Annotated in this window: 11 protein-coding genes; 7 read left to right on the top strand and 4 right to left on the bottom strand. The window is 65.7% G+C overall.

The annotated features are described in order from the left end of the window. Nucleotides 1-43: 43 nt before the first annotated feature. The 6 genes from ASV56_RS13850 (at nucleotide 44) to ASV56_RS24805 (ending at nucleotide 8,057) form a co-directional block, all read left to right on the top strand. Nucleotides 44-2,191 (top strand): hydantoinase/oxoprolinase family protein, encoded by a 2,148-nt coding sequence (locus ASV56_RS13850; RefSeq protein WP_062562643.1) that lies wholly within the window; start codon nucleotides 44-46, stop codon nucleotides 2,189-2,191. 20 nt (nucleotides 2,192-2,211) lie between these two features. Further along, nucleotides 2,212-4,527: a hydantoinase B/oxoprolinase family protein gene (locus ASV56_RS13845; RefSeq protein WP_062562642.1), complete on the top strand. Its 2,316-nt coding sequence runs from the start codon at nucleotides 2,212-2,214 to the stop codon at nucleotides 4,525-4,527. 71 nt (nucleotides 4,528-4,598) lie between these two features. After that, nucleotides 4,599-5,099, top strand: coding sequence for an acetone carboxylase subunit gamma (locus tag ASV56_RS13840; RefSeq protein ID WP_026155474.1), 501 nt, complete (start codon nucleotides 4,599-4,601; stop codon nucleotides 5,097-5,099). A gap of 136 nt (nucleotides 5,100-5,235) precedes the next feature. Continuing rightward, nucleotides 5,236-6,273, top strand: a complete 1,038-nt coding sequence (locus ASV56_RS13835; RefSeq protein ID WP_062562641.1) for a zinc-dependent alcohol dehydrogenase family protein — start codon at nucleotides 5,236-5,238, stop codon at nucleotides 6,271-6,273. Between the two features lie 849 nt (nucleotides 6,274-7,122). Next, nucleotides 7,123-7,821 carry a spermidine synthase gene (locus tag ASV56_RS13830; protein WP_062562640.1) on the top strand — a complete coding sequence of 233 codons (699 nt, stop codon included), beginning with the start codon at nucleotides 7,123-7,125 and terminating at the stop codon, nucleotides 7,819-7,821. 101 nt (nucleotides 7,822-7,922) lie between these two features. Continuing rightward, nucleotides 7,923-8,057, top strand: coding sequence for a hypothetical protein (locus tag ASV56_RS24805; RefSeq protein ID WP_301336096.1), 135 nt, complete (start codon nucleotides 7,923-7,925; stop codon nucleotides 8,055-8,057). 87 nt (nucleotides 8,058-8,144) lie between these two features. Here the strand turns inward: ASV56_RS24805 and ASV56_RS13825 are convergent, their stop codons facing one another. Then, on the bottom strand, nucleotides 8,145-9,131 hold the full coding sequence (locus ASV56_RS13825) for a zinc-binding metallopeptidase family protein (RefSeq protein ID WP_062562639.1): 987 nt from the start codon (nucleotides 9,129-9,131) through the stop codon (nucleotides 8,145-8,147). Nucleotides 9,132-9,425: 294 nt separating this feature from the next. Between ASV56_RS13825 and ASV56_RS13820 the strand changes: the two genes are divergently transcribed. Then, nucleotides 9,426-10,568: a YncE family protein gene (locus ASV56_RS13820; protein ID WP_062562638.1), complete on the top strand. Its 1,143-nt coding sequence runs from the start codon at nucleotides 9,426-9,428 to the stop codon at nucleotides 10,566-10,568. Between the two features lie 65 nt (nucleotides 10,569-10,633). On the opposite strand, the gene ilvD is transcribed toward ASV56_RS13820, so the two are convergent. From ilvD to ASV56_RS13805, 3 genes are all read right to left on the bottom strand, one after another. Then, nucleotides 10,634-12,472 (bottom strand): dihydroxy-acid dehydratase, encoded by a 1,839-nt coding sequence (gene ilvD, locus ASV56_RS13815; protein WP_062562637.1) that lies wholly within the window; start codon nucleotides 12,470-12,472, stop codon nucleotides 10,634-10,636. A gap of 125 nt (nucleotides 12,473-12,597) precedes the next feature. Further along, a complete protein-coding gene (locus ASV56_RS13810) occupies nucleotides 12,598-13,239 on the bottom strand; it encodes a CDP-alcohol phosphatidyltransferase family protein (RefSeq protein WP_062562636.1) in 642 nt (213 codons plus the stop codon). Then, nucleotides 13,236-14,174 carry a phosphatidate cytidylyltransferase gene (locus ASV56_RS13805; RefSeq protein ID WP_062562635.1) on the bottom strand — a complete coding sequence of 313 codons (939 nt, stop codon included), beginning with the start codon at nucleotides 14,172-14,174 and terminating at the stop codon, nucleotides 13,236-13,238. Before ASV56_RS13805 ends, ASV56_RS13810 begins: the two co-directional genes overlap by 4 nt. Between the last annotated feature and the right edge of the window lies 1 nt (nucleotide 14,175).

Raw genomic sequence — 14,175 nt, 5'->3', positions numbered from 1 at the left:
ACGCCACGGGGAGGTGGCGCAATGGGAGGAGCAAACCGTGCCATTGGACAAATCCAACAATCGAAAAGTGCAGGTGCTGGGCATCGACGCCGGCGGCACCATGACCGACACGTTCTTCGTGGACAGCGACGGCGATTTCGTCGTCGGCAAGGCGCAATCGACGCCGCAGAACGAGGCGCTCGGCCTGATCGCCAGCGCCAGGGAGGGGCTGGATCACTGGGGGCTGTCGCTGAAGGATGCGCTGTCCGAAATCCAGACCGGCGTCTATTCCGGCACCGCGATGCTGAACCGCGTCGTGCAGCGCAAGGGCCTGCGTTGCGGCCTGATCGTCAATGCCGGGATGGAGGATTTCCACCGCATGGGCCGCGCCATCCAGGCCTATCTGGGCTTTGCCTATGAGGACCGCATCCACCTGAACACGCATTACTACGACGAGCCGCTGGTGCCGCGCCACCTGACGCGCGGCGTCATGGAGCGGGTGGACATGTCCGGCACCGTGGTCATCCCGCTGCGCGAGGACACCGCCCGCCAGGCCGCCCGCGACCTGATCGCCCAGGATGTCGAGGGCATCGTGATCTCGCTGCTGCACAGCTATCGCAACCCGGGCCATGAGCGCCGGGTGCGCGATATCGTGCAGGAGGAAGTGGATGCGTCGGGCAAGAACATCCCGGTCTTTGCCTCGACCGATTATTATCCGGTGCGCAAGGAAACCCACCGCACCAATACCACGATCCTGGAAGCCTATGCCGCCGAGCCCTCGCGCCAGACGCTGAGCAAGATCACCTCGGCCTTCAAGGAGAACGGCTCGAAATTCGATTTCCGGGTGATGGCGACGCATGGCGGAACCATCTCGTGGAAGGCCAAGGAACTGGCGCGCACCATCGTCTCGGGTCCGATCGGCGGCGTGATCGGCGCCAAATACCTGGGCGAGGTGCTGGGCTATTCCAACATCGCCTGTTCGGATATCGGCGGCACCTCGTTCGACGTGGCGCTGATCACCCAGAACGAACTGACGATCCGCAACGACCCCGACATGGCGCGGCTGGTGCTGTCGCTGCCGCTGGTGGCGATGGATTCGGTCGGCGCGGGCGCCGGTTCGTTCATCCGGCTTGACCCCTATACCAAGGCGATCAAGCTGGGTCCGGACAGCGCCGGCTATCGCGTCGGCGTCTGCTGGTCCGAGTCGGGGATCGAGACCGTCACCATCTCGGATTGCCATGTCATCCTGGGCTATCTGAACCCCGACAATTTCCTGGGCGGGCAGGTCAAGCTGGACCGCGAACGCGCCTGGAACGCGATGAAGGAGCAGATCGCCGATCCGCTGGGCCTGTCGGTCGAGGATGCGGCGGCGGGCGTCATCGAACTGCTGGACAGCGACCTGCGCGACTATCTGCGCTCGATGATCTCGGGCAAGGGCTCGACGCCGGGCAACTTCGTCTGCTTCAGCTATGGCGGCGCCGGTCCGGTCCATACCTACGGCTATACCGAGGGGCTGGGCTTCGAGGACGTGATCGTGCCGGCCTGGGCGGCGGGCTTTTCCGCCTTCGGCTGCGCGGCGGCGGATTTCGAATATCGCTATGACAAGTCGCTGGACATCAATATCGCCGAGGATGCCTCGGCCGACCTGAAGGTCGCGCAGGCCGAAACCCTGCAAGCCGCCTGGGAGGAACTGAAGGAGCGCGTGCTCGAGGAATTCGAGATCAACGGCTATGCCGCCGACCGCGTGCAACTGCAGCCGGGTTTCCGGATGCAGTATCGCGGCCAGCTGAACGACCTGGAAATCGAAAGCCCGATCATGCACGCCCATTCCGCCGGGGATTGGGACCGCCTGGTCGAGGCCTTCAACGACACCTATGGCCGGGTCTATGCCGCCTCGGCCCGCTCGCCCGAATTGGGCTATTCGGTGACCGGCGCGATCATGCGCGGCACGGTGCCGATCCCGAAGCCGAAGATCCCGAAGGAAGCCGAGGCCGGCCCGACCCCGCCCGAGGAGGCCAAGCTCGGCACGCGCAAGTTCTATCGCCACAAGCAATGGGTCGATGCCCAGCTTTACCGGATGGAAGCCTTGAAGCCCGGCAACCGCATCACCGGCCCCGCCGTGATCGAATCCGACGCGACGACCTTCGTGGTGCCGGGCGGTTTCGAGACGTTCCTGGACGGCCACCGCCTGTTCCACCTGAAAGAAGTCTGATTTCCCGGGGAGGAAACATCATGAACATGCAATCCAAAGTCGAGACGCGCGGCATCGTCCGCGGCGGCGAGACCCTGAAGCAGCACCGCGACCGGCTGATGGAGGCCACCAAGCGGACACGGCACTATGCCGGCTTGGAGCGGATGGAGCTGCGCGACAGCGACCCGATCAAATACAACAAGCTGTTCTCGCGGCTTCGCGCCGGGGTGGTGGACGCGCGCGAGACCGCCAAGAAGATCGCCGCCTCGCCCATCGTCGAGCAGGAGGGCGAGCTGTGCTTCACCCTCTACAACGCGGCGGGCGATTCGATCCTGACCTCGACCGGCATCATCATCCATGTCGGCACCATGGGCGCGGCGATCAAATACATGATCGAGAACGGCTGGGAGCAGAACCCCGGCATCAAGGACAAGGACATCTTCTGCAACAACGACAGCCTGATCGGCAATGTCCATCCCTGCGACATCCACACCATCGTGCCGATCTTTCACGAGGGCGAGCTGATCGGCTGGGTCGGCGGCGTGACCCATGTGATCGACACCGGCTCGGTCGGGCCGGGCTCGATGTCCACCGGCCAGGTGCAGCGTTTCGGCGACGGCTATTCCATCACCTGCCGCAAGATCGGCGAGAACGACGAGCTGAAGCGCGACTGGCTGCATGAAAGCCAGCGCATGGTGCGCACCACCCGTTACTGGATGCTGGACGAACGCACCCGCGTCGCCGGCTGCCACATGATCCGCAAGCTGGTCGAGGAGGTGATCGCGGACGAGGGCATCGAGGCCTATTGGAAATTCGCCTATGAATCGGTCGAGCATGGCCGCGTCGGCCTGCAGGCCCGCATCAAGGCGATGACCATTCCCGGCAAATACCGGCAAGTGGGCTTCGTGGACGTGCCCTATGCGCATGAGGACGTGCGGGTTCCCTCCGACTTCGCCAAGGTCGACACGATCATGCATACGCCCTCCGAGATCACCATCCGTCCGGACGGCACCTGGCGGCTGGACTTCGAGGGCTCGTCCCGCTGGGGCTGGCACACCTACAACGCCCATCAGGTCAGCTTCACCAGCGGCATCTGGGTGATGATGACGCAATCGCTGATCCCGACCGAGATGATCAACGACGGCGCCGCCTACGGCACCGAGTTCCGGCTGCCGAAAGGCACCTGGATGAACCCCGACGATCGCCGCGTGGCGTTCAGCTATAGCTGGCACTTCCTGGTCAGTTCCTGGACGGCGCTGTGGCGTGGCCTCAGCCGGGCCTATTTCGGCCGCGGCTACCTGGAAGAGGTCAACGCCGGCAACGCCAATACCTCGAACTGGCTGCAAGGCGGCGGCTTCAACCAGTATGACGAGATCCATGCCGTCAACTCGTTCGAATGCGCGGCGAACGGCGTCGGCGCCACCGCCCACATGGACGGCATCAGCCATGCCGCCGCGGTCTGGAACCCGGAAGGCGACATGGGCGACATGGAGATCTGGGAACTGGCCGAGCCGCTGGTCTATCTGGGCCGGCAGATCAAGGCCAGTTCCGGCGGCGCCGGCAAGTATCGCGGCGGCTGCGGCTTCGAAAGCCTGCGCATGGTCTGGAATGCCAAGGACTGGACGATGTTCTTCATGGGCAACGGCCATATCAGTTCCGACTGGGGGCTGATGGGCGGGTATCCCGCCGCCTCGGGCTATCGCTTCGAGGCGCATGATACCCGGCTTCAGCAGATCATCGCCGAGGGCGGCGCGATCCCGCATGGCGGCGACACCGACCCCGAGCATCCGGTCTGGGAGGCGATGCTGCCCGATGCGCGCATCAAGCGCGACAAGCAGGCCATCACCACCGAGGCCATGTTCAAGGACTATGACCTTTACCTGAACTACATGCGCGGCGGTCCGGGCTTCGGCGATCCCTTGGACCGCGAGCCGCAGAAGGTGGCCGATGACGTGAACGGCGGCTATCTGCTGCCCCGCTTTGCCGAAAGCGTCTATGGCGTGGTGCTGGCGGCCGCCGGAGACGGGCTGCAAGGCGTCGATCAGGCCGCGACCACGGCCCTGCGCAAGCGGATCCGCAAGCAGCGGCTGGAGGAATCGGTGCCGACCCGGGACTGGATGGCGGACGAGCGCAAGCGCATCCTGGCCAAGGATGCGGGCGTGCATGTCCAGCAGATGTTTGCCGCCTCGTTCAAGCTCGGCCCGCGCTTCGAGCAGCAGTTCCGCAGCTTCTGGGACCTGCCGGCCGACTGGCGGCTGATGGAAGCGGATCTGCCGATCCCCTCCTACGGGCGCGAATACTCGATGGATATCTCCGAGCTTCCCGATGTGAAGACGGTGCAATTCGTCGAGGAATGACCGTGCCCCGGCTGCGCCCGTCCCCCTTGGGCGCAGCCGATCCTTTCAAGGCCCATCCAATGGAGGAACCGATGGCCTATACCAAAGCCAAGATCAAAGACCTGGTGGACGGCAAGATCGACCGCGACACCCTGCACACCATGCTTTCGACCCCCAAGGACAAGGAACGTTTCCAGATCTATCTGGAGATCCTGCAAGAACAGGTCGAATGGGACGACCCGATCATCCTGCCGCTGGGGCCCAAGCTCTATATCGTGCAGCGCAAATCCGACAGGAAATGGATCATTCGCAGCCAGGCCGGGCACGATTTCTGCGAATGGGACCAGAACTGGAAACTGCACGCCCGTGTCCGCGTGCGCGAGACCGCCGCGCAGATGGAGGAGCTTTATCCCCGGCTGATGGCGCCCTCGCCGGAATGGCAGGTGATCCGCGAGTATTTCTGTCCGATCTCGGGCGACCTGCTGGATGTCGAGGCGCCGACGCCGTGGTATCCGGTGATCCACGACTTCGAGCCCGACATCGAGGCGTTCTACAAGGACTGGCTGGGGCTGCCGGTCCCGGAACGCGCCTGAGCGGTCGCTTCCCGATCCGCAAGGGGGGTGGCCATGGCGACATGGCCGCCCCCGGCAATGTCCGAAAATCGGACAGGCAAGGCGCGGCGAAACCGGGTAAGTCTTGTTCCAGCCATGTCTAGCAGGAGAGCATCAAATGAAAGCTCTGGTTTATCAAGGTCCTGGTCGCAAGGAATGGGTCGAGAAACCAAGGCCCGACATCCAAAAGCCCACCGATGTGATCGTGCGGGTGACGAAAACCACGATCTGCGGCACCGACCTGCATATCCTCAAGGGCGACGTGCCTGCGGTGACCCCGGGTCGCACGCTGGGCCATGAGGGGGTCGGCATCGTCGAGGACGTGGGCGAAGCCGTCGCCAATTTCAAACCCGGCGATGCGGTGCTGATTTCCTGTGTCACCTCCTGCGGGCGCTGCGCCAATTGCAAGCGCCAGCTTTACGCGCATTGCGCCGATGGCGGCTGGATCCTTGGACACAGGATCGACGGCACCCAGGCCGAATACGTCCGCATCCCGCATGGCGACAATTCGCTTTATCCGATTCCCGAAGGGGTGGACGAAGAGGCGCTGGTGATGCTGTCCGACATCATGCCCACCGGCATGGAGATCGGCGTTCAGGCCGGCCGCGTGAAGCCGGGCGATACCATCGCCATCGTCGGCGCCGGTCCTGTCGGCATGTCGGTGCTGCTGACCGCGCAATTCTACGCTCCGGAACGCATCATCATGATCGACATGGACGCGGCCCGGCTGGAACTGGCGCGGCAATTCGGCGCGACCGACGTGATCCGGGTCGGCGACGGCGATGCGGTCGCCAGCGTCATGGCGCTGACCGGCGGGCAGGGCGTCGATGTCGCGATCGAGGCGGTGGGTATCCCGGCAACCTTCGACATCTGCCAGAAGATCGTCTCGGCCGGGGGCAATATCGCCAATGTCGGCGTGCACGGCAAGCCGGTGCAGCTTCACATCGAGGAGCTGTGGATCAAGAACATCAACATCGCCATGGGTCTGGTCTGCACCAATACCACGCCGATGCTGCTGAAGACGCTGCGGTCGGGACGGGTGGATCCCGGCAAGCTGGTGACGCATCGCTTCAAGCTGGACGAGATCCTGCAGGCCTATGACGTCTTCGCCAATGCCGCGCGCGAAAAGGCGATGAAGGTCATCCTCAGCGCCTGAGCACGTTCCTGATCTTGGTTCGCGATACCGAGTCCCTCTGTGCCGGGCTGAAGGGCACGCGGCCGCCCACCGGCGGCAAGACGCTGGCTTCGCTGGCCGCGCCCATGCATTGGACCTGTTCAACGCGGCCAAGGTCGAGGAACTTGTGGGATCTGTCCCCTGACCACGCGGCAATATCTGGTGCATCCGCGCGCGCCTGAAATCCGGCGGGTTGGCGGGCCGAGGCGGGGCTGGATAGCTGCGTGTATGGGGACGTGAATCGAAACCCGTCACGCCGGCAACCATGGCCGAACCCGGCTGAGTCGCTGGATCGAGGTGGCATGGAGCGGCACGCCTGCGCGCTGCACGACTATCGCTGGGGCAAGCACGCGAGCCCGACAGCGGAGAGCAGGTCCCGGTCCCGCTCCTTCCCCCATTATCGTTCAGCGCCGTTTTCGGCCTCACGCCAATTCAGGCCGGAAAGAACTACATCGGAAACAAAGTCGACCGTGGTCCACCGCTGCATCCCCAATTGCCGAAATGCTCCTTGGTGTCCATCACCGTGATCGGTGGCGGAGCCTGGGTTCTGCATGGAATCGGCGTGGTTGGCGCGTGATTCAGTCCTCGGCTTGCAAGCCGGCGCGGCCGGGGCCATAGTGCCGTCGGCTGCTTTTGCGGCCATTCCAGCGCGACATGGCAGGAGCCGCCAGGCTTGTTCAACCCTTCGGCCATCTTTCCCCTTCTGACCGGACTCAGGGCCAACAATGTCCTTGGGTTGCTTGGTCTTTAAGGGCCGGCAACCCCAAGAATACCGCTGATCCAGTTCTTTGCCGTGCCTCTGGCTGCGGCCTGAAATCCATGGGAAATGTCATGTCATTGTGGGAAACCTTGGCCCGCGCGCGCACCGCGTCGGGTGACGAAATCGTGCTTCGGCAGCGCGGGGAAATCTATGAAATCCGCTATAACGGCATCGAGCTGATGTCCAACCTGAACCACCAATCGGAAATGCAGCTGGCCATGCGGTCGATGTGGCGCCTGAATTTCCAGGCGAACCGGGTGCTGATCGGCGGTCTTGGCCTTGGCTACAGCCTGCGCGCGCTGCTGGATCTTGCCGCCTCGGATGCCGAGGTCACGGTCTGCGAGATCATTCCCGAGGTGGTCGCCTGGAACCGCGGGCAGCTTGCCCATCTGGCGGGAAGCCCGCTGCACGATCCGCGCAGCAGGCTGGTGGTCGGCGACGTGCGCGATCATCTGGCTTCGTCGAAAGGACGTTATGATCTTATCCTGCTTGATACGGACAACGGGCCGGATTTCGTGGTCAGGCCCGAAAACGAAAGCCTGTACCAAGACCGTGGCATTGCCGATGTGGCCGAGGCGCTGACCCCGGGCGGGGTGGCCGCATTCTGGTCGGCGACCGCTTCCAGCAGGTTCGAAGGAACATTGTCGAGATATCCTTGGAGCTGGATCAGGGAGGATATCGCTCTTGTTCCCGGTCGCGTTGACGCAATGCATCACATCTACAGTTGCGCTTTCGATTCCCGGATGCTGGGGCTGAAGCAGGCGAGTTGAGGTCTGGAAGACGGGCGGCCATCGGCTGACATAAGCTATGGTTTGCAGTCGGATGATTTTCTGGAGAGGAAACAGCGGCCGAACTGGCGAGCCGGTTCGGCGTGCTGCTCGACGGTGCGTCGGGCGTGTTCGAACGCGAGGGCCGCAAGAAGTCCGAGATTGACGAGGCGCAGGTGAAGGAACTCGACGTCCAGATCGGGAAGCTGGCGGCGGCCAACTCTTTTTTGGAAAGATAGCGGAAGCCCGACAACATTTTATCGAGAGACTGCGGCGGACCCTGAAAATTCCGCCAGATCCTGTCCAAAGCTCGGCGAGTAGCTCAGTTAGCGCGCGTCTTCCGGCGCCACGGTCGCGCCGAAGGACAGCCAGTGCAGCGCGAATTTCAGCTTTTCGCGCGTGGTGTCGGTCAGCACGAAGGGATAGACGTCAGGATTGTCCAGCGCCCGGTTGATCTCGTTTACCGCCAGCGCCACGGCACCCGCGACCTGCAGCAGGTGGTCGCCGTCGGCATCGGCATAGGCGTCATAGCCGGGCGGCGGGATCGCCGGCCCGGTCAGCCCGGCCGCCACCAGGCTGTCGGTCATGTCGACCAGATGCAGCACATGCGCCGCGGTCTCGGCCCAGTCCTCATGCGGGTGCATGGTGGCATAGGCGGTGACGTAGCGCTCGCCCGGGGGTTGGGGATGGGCGTAATGCCGCGCGCGCGCGACGGCGTAATCGGCGCGCTCGTCGCCGAACATGGCGCGGAAGGCCACCAGGAAACCGGGCAACGCCGAGAGCCGCTGGAACAGGAAATGCGCGATCTCGTGGCGCATGTGGCCGATCATCGAGCGGTAGAGCTCGCCCAGCTGCTGCTGGCGCGCCAGGCGCAGCGCCGGGTCGGCCTCGACCACGTTGATGGTGATGACGCCGTCGGCATGGCCCATGCTGACCGGCACCGAGGCCTCGCCGATGCGCTCCGAGAGCATCTCGAAGACCGGGCGCGGGCCGGGGTCGGCATCGGTGAACCACTCCCAGCGGGCAAGATTCGCCAGCACCCAGCGCAGCGCCGCCGCGCTTTTCGCCCAGAGCGCGCGGTTCTCCGCGACCGAGAGGTCCGGGATCGTCACGACCGCCCGGCAGGAGCGGCAGAGCCCGGTTTCCGCCTCGGCCATCCAGTTGCAGCCGATGTCCTGCGCCTGCGCGCAGGGGATGCCGTTCGGGACGAAGCCGCCGGCTTCGGGGTCGAAGGTCAGGGCCGCGCCGCAGGCGCAGATCGTGTTCTGGAAATAGACCTTCTGCCCGCAGTGCGGGCATGTCAGATGCTGCATTGCGCCGGTGCCTTTCTGGTGCCTGCGACGAACGACGCCGGCACCGGATGGGTTCCGCGTGAAGGAGCGGATGATTTCCGACTGTTTGCATCGGACATTGCGCGATCGCGGAAATCTGCCTAGACAGGCGGACAAAGCTGGCAGGCGGCCCCCCGGTGACACGCATTCGACCCTTTTCGGCTCTCCCGCGCCGGGCGGCGCCTGTCCGGCGCAGGGGGCGCAAGCTGGCGCGCCGCGAAACGCGGGTCTCGCGCTTCCGAGGTTTTCGACGCAAGGACAGAAGAAGGACACGGAATGAGGAAAACATTTGCCAAACGCGCGATCCTGCCCCTGCTGCTGGCGATGACGCTGGCCGCCCCGGCCTTGGCGCAGGACTCGGCCGCCTTGGTTCAGCCCGCGGGCTATGCCGATGCGGTGATGCGCCAGGACATCATCCCCGGCGCCTATGAGCTGCTGGACGATGCCGACCAGGGCGTGCTTTTCGTCGCCTCGAACCCCAGCTTCGAGGGGCCGAGCGCCGGTTATGTCTGGCTGCTCGACCGCGACGACCTTTCCGTCAAGCGCCGCATCCAGCTGCCCGACGGCGCCTTCGCCCTGGCGATGGACCGCGACCTGGGCCGGCTTTACGTCGGCAATACCATGAGCGGCAAGCTGAGCATCCTCGATGCGCAAAGCGGCGTGGTGACCGGCACGGTGCAACTGGGCCAGAAGGACGGCGAGGGCTATGAGCATACCCGCATGGTCGCGGTCGATGAAAAGACCCACCGCGTCTATGTCACCAGCCCGACCGAAAAGGGCGCGCTGTGGATCGTGGACGGCGAAAAGGCCGAGCTGGTCAAGCGCGTCGACGGTTCGGGCCTGTGGTCGGCGGGGCTCGCCGTCGACAGCGACAAGGGCCGGGTCTATGTCGGCGGCGGCGGCATCGACGAGGTCGCAGTCTATGACGCTGCCTCGGGCGAGCGGGTCGGCGGCTTCTCGACCGGCGACACCAAAGGCACGGCCAAGGACGATTCCAAGCATTTCTTCGTCAACCTGGCGCTGGACGCGCAGGGCGGGCGGCTCTTCGCGGCCGATGCCAACTCCGGCCAGATCTATGTCTTCGGCACCGAGGACGGCAAGCTGATCGGCACGGTCCCGGCCGGCACGGGCACGCTGGACGTGGTCTATAACGCGGATCGCGACGAGGTCTATGCCACCACCCGCGGCGTCAGCAAGGAGGAGCCCAAGGGCACCGGCAAGCTGGTGGTGATCGACGCCAAGGCCTTGGCGGTCAAGCATGAACTGTCGCTGCCGACGCATCCGAACAGCCTGGAGGTCAGCCAGGACGGCAAGCTGCTGTTCGTGACCGTCAAGGTGCCGCATGGCGACGAGCACCCGGATTTCCGCAAGGACGCGGTGGATTCGGTGCTGCGCGTGGACCTGTCCAAGCTGGACTGATCCCGGCCCGAGACGCAAAAGGGGCGCCCGCGCGGCGCCCCTTTTTCATGTCCTGCCGCCGGGCCTTATTCCGGCAGCACCCGCACCGCGCCCTTGTCGGCGGAGCTGGCGAATTGCGCATAGACCCGCAGCGCGTCCGAAACCTGGCGCTGGCGTTTCTGCGCCGGTTTCCAGCCCTTGGCGTCCTGCTCGGCCCGGCGGGCGGCCAGTTCCTCGTCCGGGACGGCCAGGTGGATGGTGCGGTTCGGGATGTCGATCTCAATCCGGTCGCCGTCGCGGGCCAGGCCGATGGTGCCGCCTGCCGCCGCCTCGGGCGAGGCATGGCCGATCGACAGGCCCGAGGTGCCGCCCGAGAAGCGGCCGTCGGTGATCAGCGCGCAGGCCTTGCCCAGGCCCTTCGACTTCAGATAGCTGGTCGGATACAGCATCTCTTGCATGCCTGGCCCGCCTTTCGGGCCTTCGTAGCGGATGACGACCACGTCGCCGGCCTCGACCTTGCCGGTCAGGATGCCCGAGACGGCCGCGTCCTGGCTTTCATAGACCTTGGCCGTGCCGGTGAAGACCAGGATCGATTCGTCCACGCCCGCCGTCTTCACGATGCAGCCGTCCACCGCGATATTGCCGCGCAGCACCGCTAGCCCGCCGTCCTTAGAGAACGGCGTCCTGGCCGAGCGGATCACGCCCTTTTCCCGGTCGGTGTCCAGGTCCGGCCACAGCGTCGCCTGGCTGAAGGCGGTCTGCGTCGGCACGCCGCCCGGGGCGGCCAGGAACAGTTCGCGCGCCGCCGGGTCGTTCGATTTCGCGATGTCCCATTGGTCGATGGCGGCGCCGATGGTGGGGGCGTGGACCGTGGTGCAGTCGCGGTCGATCAGCCCGGCGCGGTCCAGTTCGCCCAGGATGGCCATGATGCCGCCGGCGCGGTGGACGTCCTCCATATGCACGTCGGCCTTGTTCGGCGCGACCTTGCAGAGGCACGGCACCTTGCGCGACAGCCGGTCGATGTCGTCCATGGTGAAATCGACGCCGCCTTCCTGCGCCACCGCCAACAGGTGCAGCACGGTATTGGTCGAGCCGCCCATGGCGATGTCCAGCGCCATGGCGTTCTCATAGGCCGATTTCCGGGCGATATTGCGCGGCAGCACCGAATCGTCGTCCTGTTCGTAATAGCGCTTCGCGATCTCGACCGCGCGGCGCCCGGCCTCCAGGAACAGCCCCTTGCGCAAGGCGTGGGTGGCGAGCGTCGAGCCGTTGCCGGGCAGCGACAGACCCAGCGCCTCGGTCAGGCAGTTCATCGAGTTCGCGGTGAACATGCCCGAACAGGAGCCGCAGGTCGGGCAGGCGGCTTCCTCGATGGCGGCCAGGTCGGCGTCCGAAACGGTGTCGTCGGCCGCCGCGACCATGGCGTCCACCAGGTCCAGCGCCACGGTGCGCCCGTCGCCCAGCGTGACCTTGCCCGCCTCCATCGGCCCGCCCGAGACGAAGATCGCCGGGATGTTCAGCCGCATCGCCGCCAGCAGCATGCCGGGGGTGATCTTGTCGCAGTTCGAGATGCAGACCATGGCGTCGGCGCAATGCGCGTTGACCATATATTCCACCGAGTCGGCGATCAGCTCGCGCGAGGGCAGGGAATACAGCATCCCGTCATGGCCCATGGCGATGCCGTCGTCCACGGCGATGGTGTTGAATTCCTTGGCGATGCCGCCGGCCGCCTCGACCTCGCGCGCCACCATCTGGCCCAGATCCTTCAGGTGGACGTGGCCGGGCACGAATTGGGTGAAGCTGTTGACGATGGCGATGATGGGCTTGCCGAAATCGCTGTTCTTGACCCCGGTGGCGCGCCAGAGGCCGCGGGCCCCTGCCATATTGCGGCCATGGGTGGTGGTGCGGGAACGATATGCGGGCATGGCTTCGGTTCTCTGGTCTGTTGTCCGGGCTGGGGCGCCTGTTAGCACGGCAGGCCGGCCGAGTTCAGCCCCCCTGACGCGATTCTTTGACAAATCTGGTGCCGGCCCGCCCGCGGGGCAAGGGCCTAGCCCCGCATCCGGCGCAGGATGCGCAGGCTGCGGCGGATCACGGTCGCCGCCGTCAGCGCCAGAACCAGCCACAGCGCCCAGGCCAGGATCGGCCAGCCCCAGCCGGCGATCAGGGCCGCGACCTGCGCCAGCGCGCCCAGCGTGACCACCGCCATGCGATGCGACTTGGCCCCCGGCCCGCGGAAATCCGAGCCGAGGCCCGCCGCGCGGCCGAATTCGCGCAGATAGGCGGTCAGGATCGCCAGCGCCCCGGCCAAGAGGCCCAGATCGAGCTGCCCCGAGGCCATGCCGAAGCCCGCCAGGATCAGCAGGTCGGACAGCCGGTCCGGCACCTCGTTCCAGAAGGCGCCGTCGGGGCTGGCCATGCCGCCCTCGACCGCGACCAGCCCGTCGAAGAGGTTGCAGAGCAGCCGCAGCTGGGTGAACGCCGCACCCAGGACCAAGAGCAGCCCGATCCCCCACAGCGGCCCGACCGCGCCCGCCGTGGCGAAGGCGCCACCCGCCAGTGCCGCCGCCACGACCGAGCCGGCCGAGATGCGGTTCGGCGCCACGCCCCGGGCGACCAGCCGCCGCGTCACATGCGCGGCCCATTTCGTGTTGCGGCTGGCGATCGGCCGCCGGCTGAAATCCTCGGTCATAACCACCCCCATGCGAGAATATGCAGGAAGACCGGGGCCGAGAACACCAGGCTGTCCAGCCGGTCCAGGATGCCGCCATGGCCCTGCACCAGCGTGCCCCAGTCCTTGACGCCGCGGTCGCGCTTGATGGCGGACATGATGAGCCCGCCCAGGAAGCCGAACATGGTCACGGTCAGCGCGACCAGCCCGGCCCGCCACCAGCCGAAGGGCGTGAAGGGCGCCAGCGCCACCCCCAGCGCGCTGGCGCTGAGCACGCCGCCGACCAGCCCCTCGACCGTCTTCGAGGGCGAGACGCGCGGCGCCAGCAGGTGCCGCCCCAGTGCCTTGCCCCAGACATATTGCAGCACGTCCGAGGCCTGCACGACCAGGATCAGCCAGGCGACCAGCGTGAAGGCGCTGTAGCGATACCCGGGAATGTCCAGCGTCAGGATCGCCGGGATATGCGAGACGCAATAGACGCAGACCATCAGCGCCCATTGCGTTTCCGACACCCGGGTCAGGAAGCCCTGCACCTCGCCCTTCAGGACGGTGACGACCGGCAGCAGCAGGAAGCAATAGACCGGGATCAGCAGCGCGGCAAAGACCGGGACCTCGAAATAGACCAGCAGGTATTGCAGCGGCAAGACGACATAGAAGGCGATGGCGAGCCCGTCGTGGTCGTCGCGCCGGGTATGGGTGATGGTGGCGAATTCGCGCAGCGCCGCCATGGAACAGAGCGCGAAGAACAGCGTGATCGCCCCGGCGCCCAGGGTAAAGATCAGCGCCAGCACGCCGATCATCACCCACCAGGCCCGGATGCGGTCGGCGAGGTTGCCGGCCATCTCGCCCCGGACGCGGCCCGAGCGGATCAGCAGCCGCGCGACGAGCGAGGCGAGCAGCAGGAAGACGAAGAGCCCGTAGAAGAAAAAGGCCGAGGGGGAATGGAAACGGTCCATG

The sequence above is a fragment of the Paracoccus aminovorans genome, from assembly GCF_001546115.1.
GTDB lineage: Bacteria > Pseudomonadota > Alphaproteobacteria > Rhodobacterales > Rhodobacteraceae > Paracoccus > Paracoccus aminovorans_B.
This window is presented reverse-complemented; position numbering and strand designations above follow the sequence as displayed.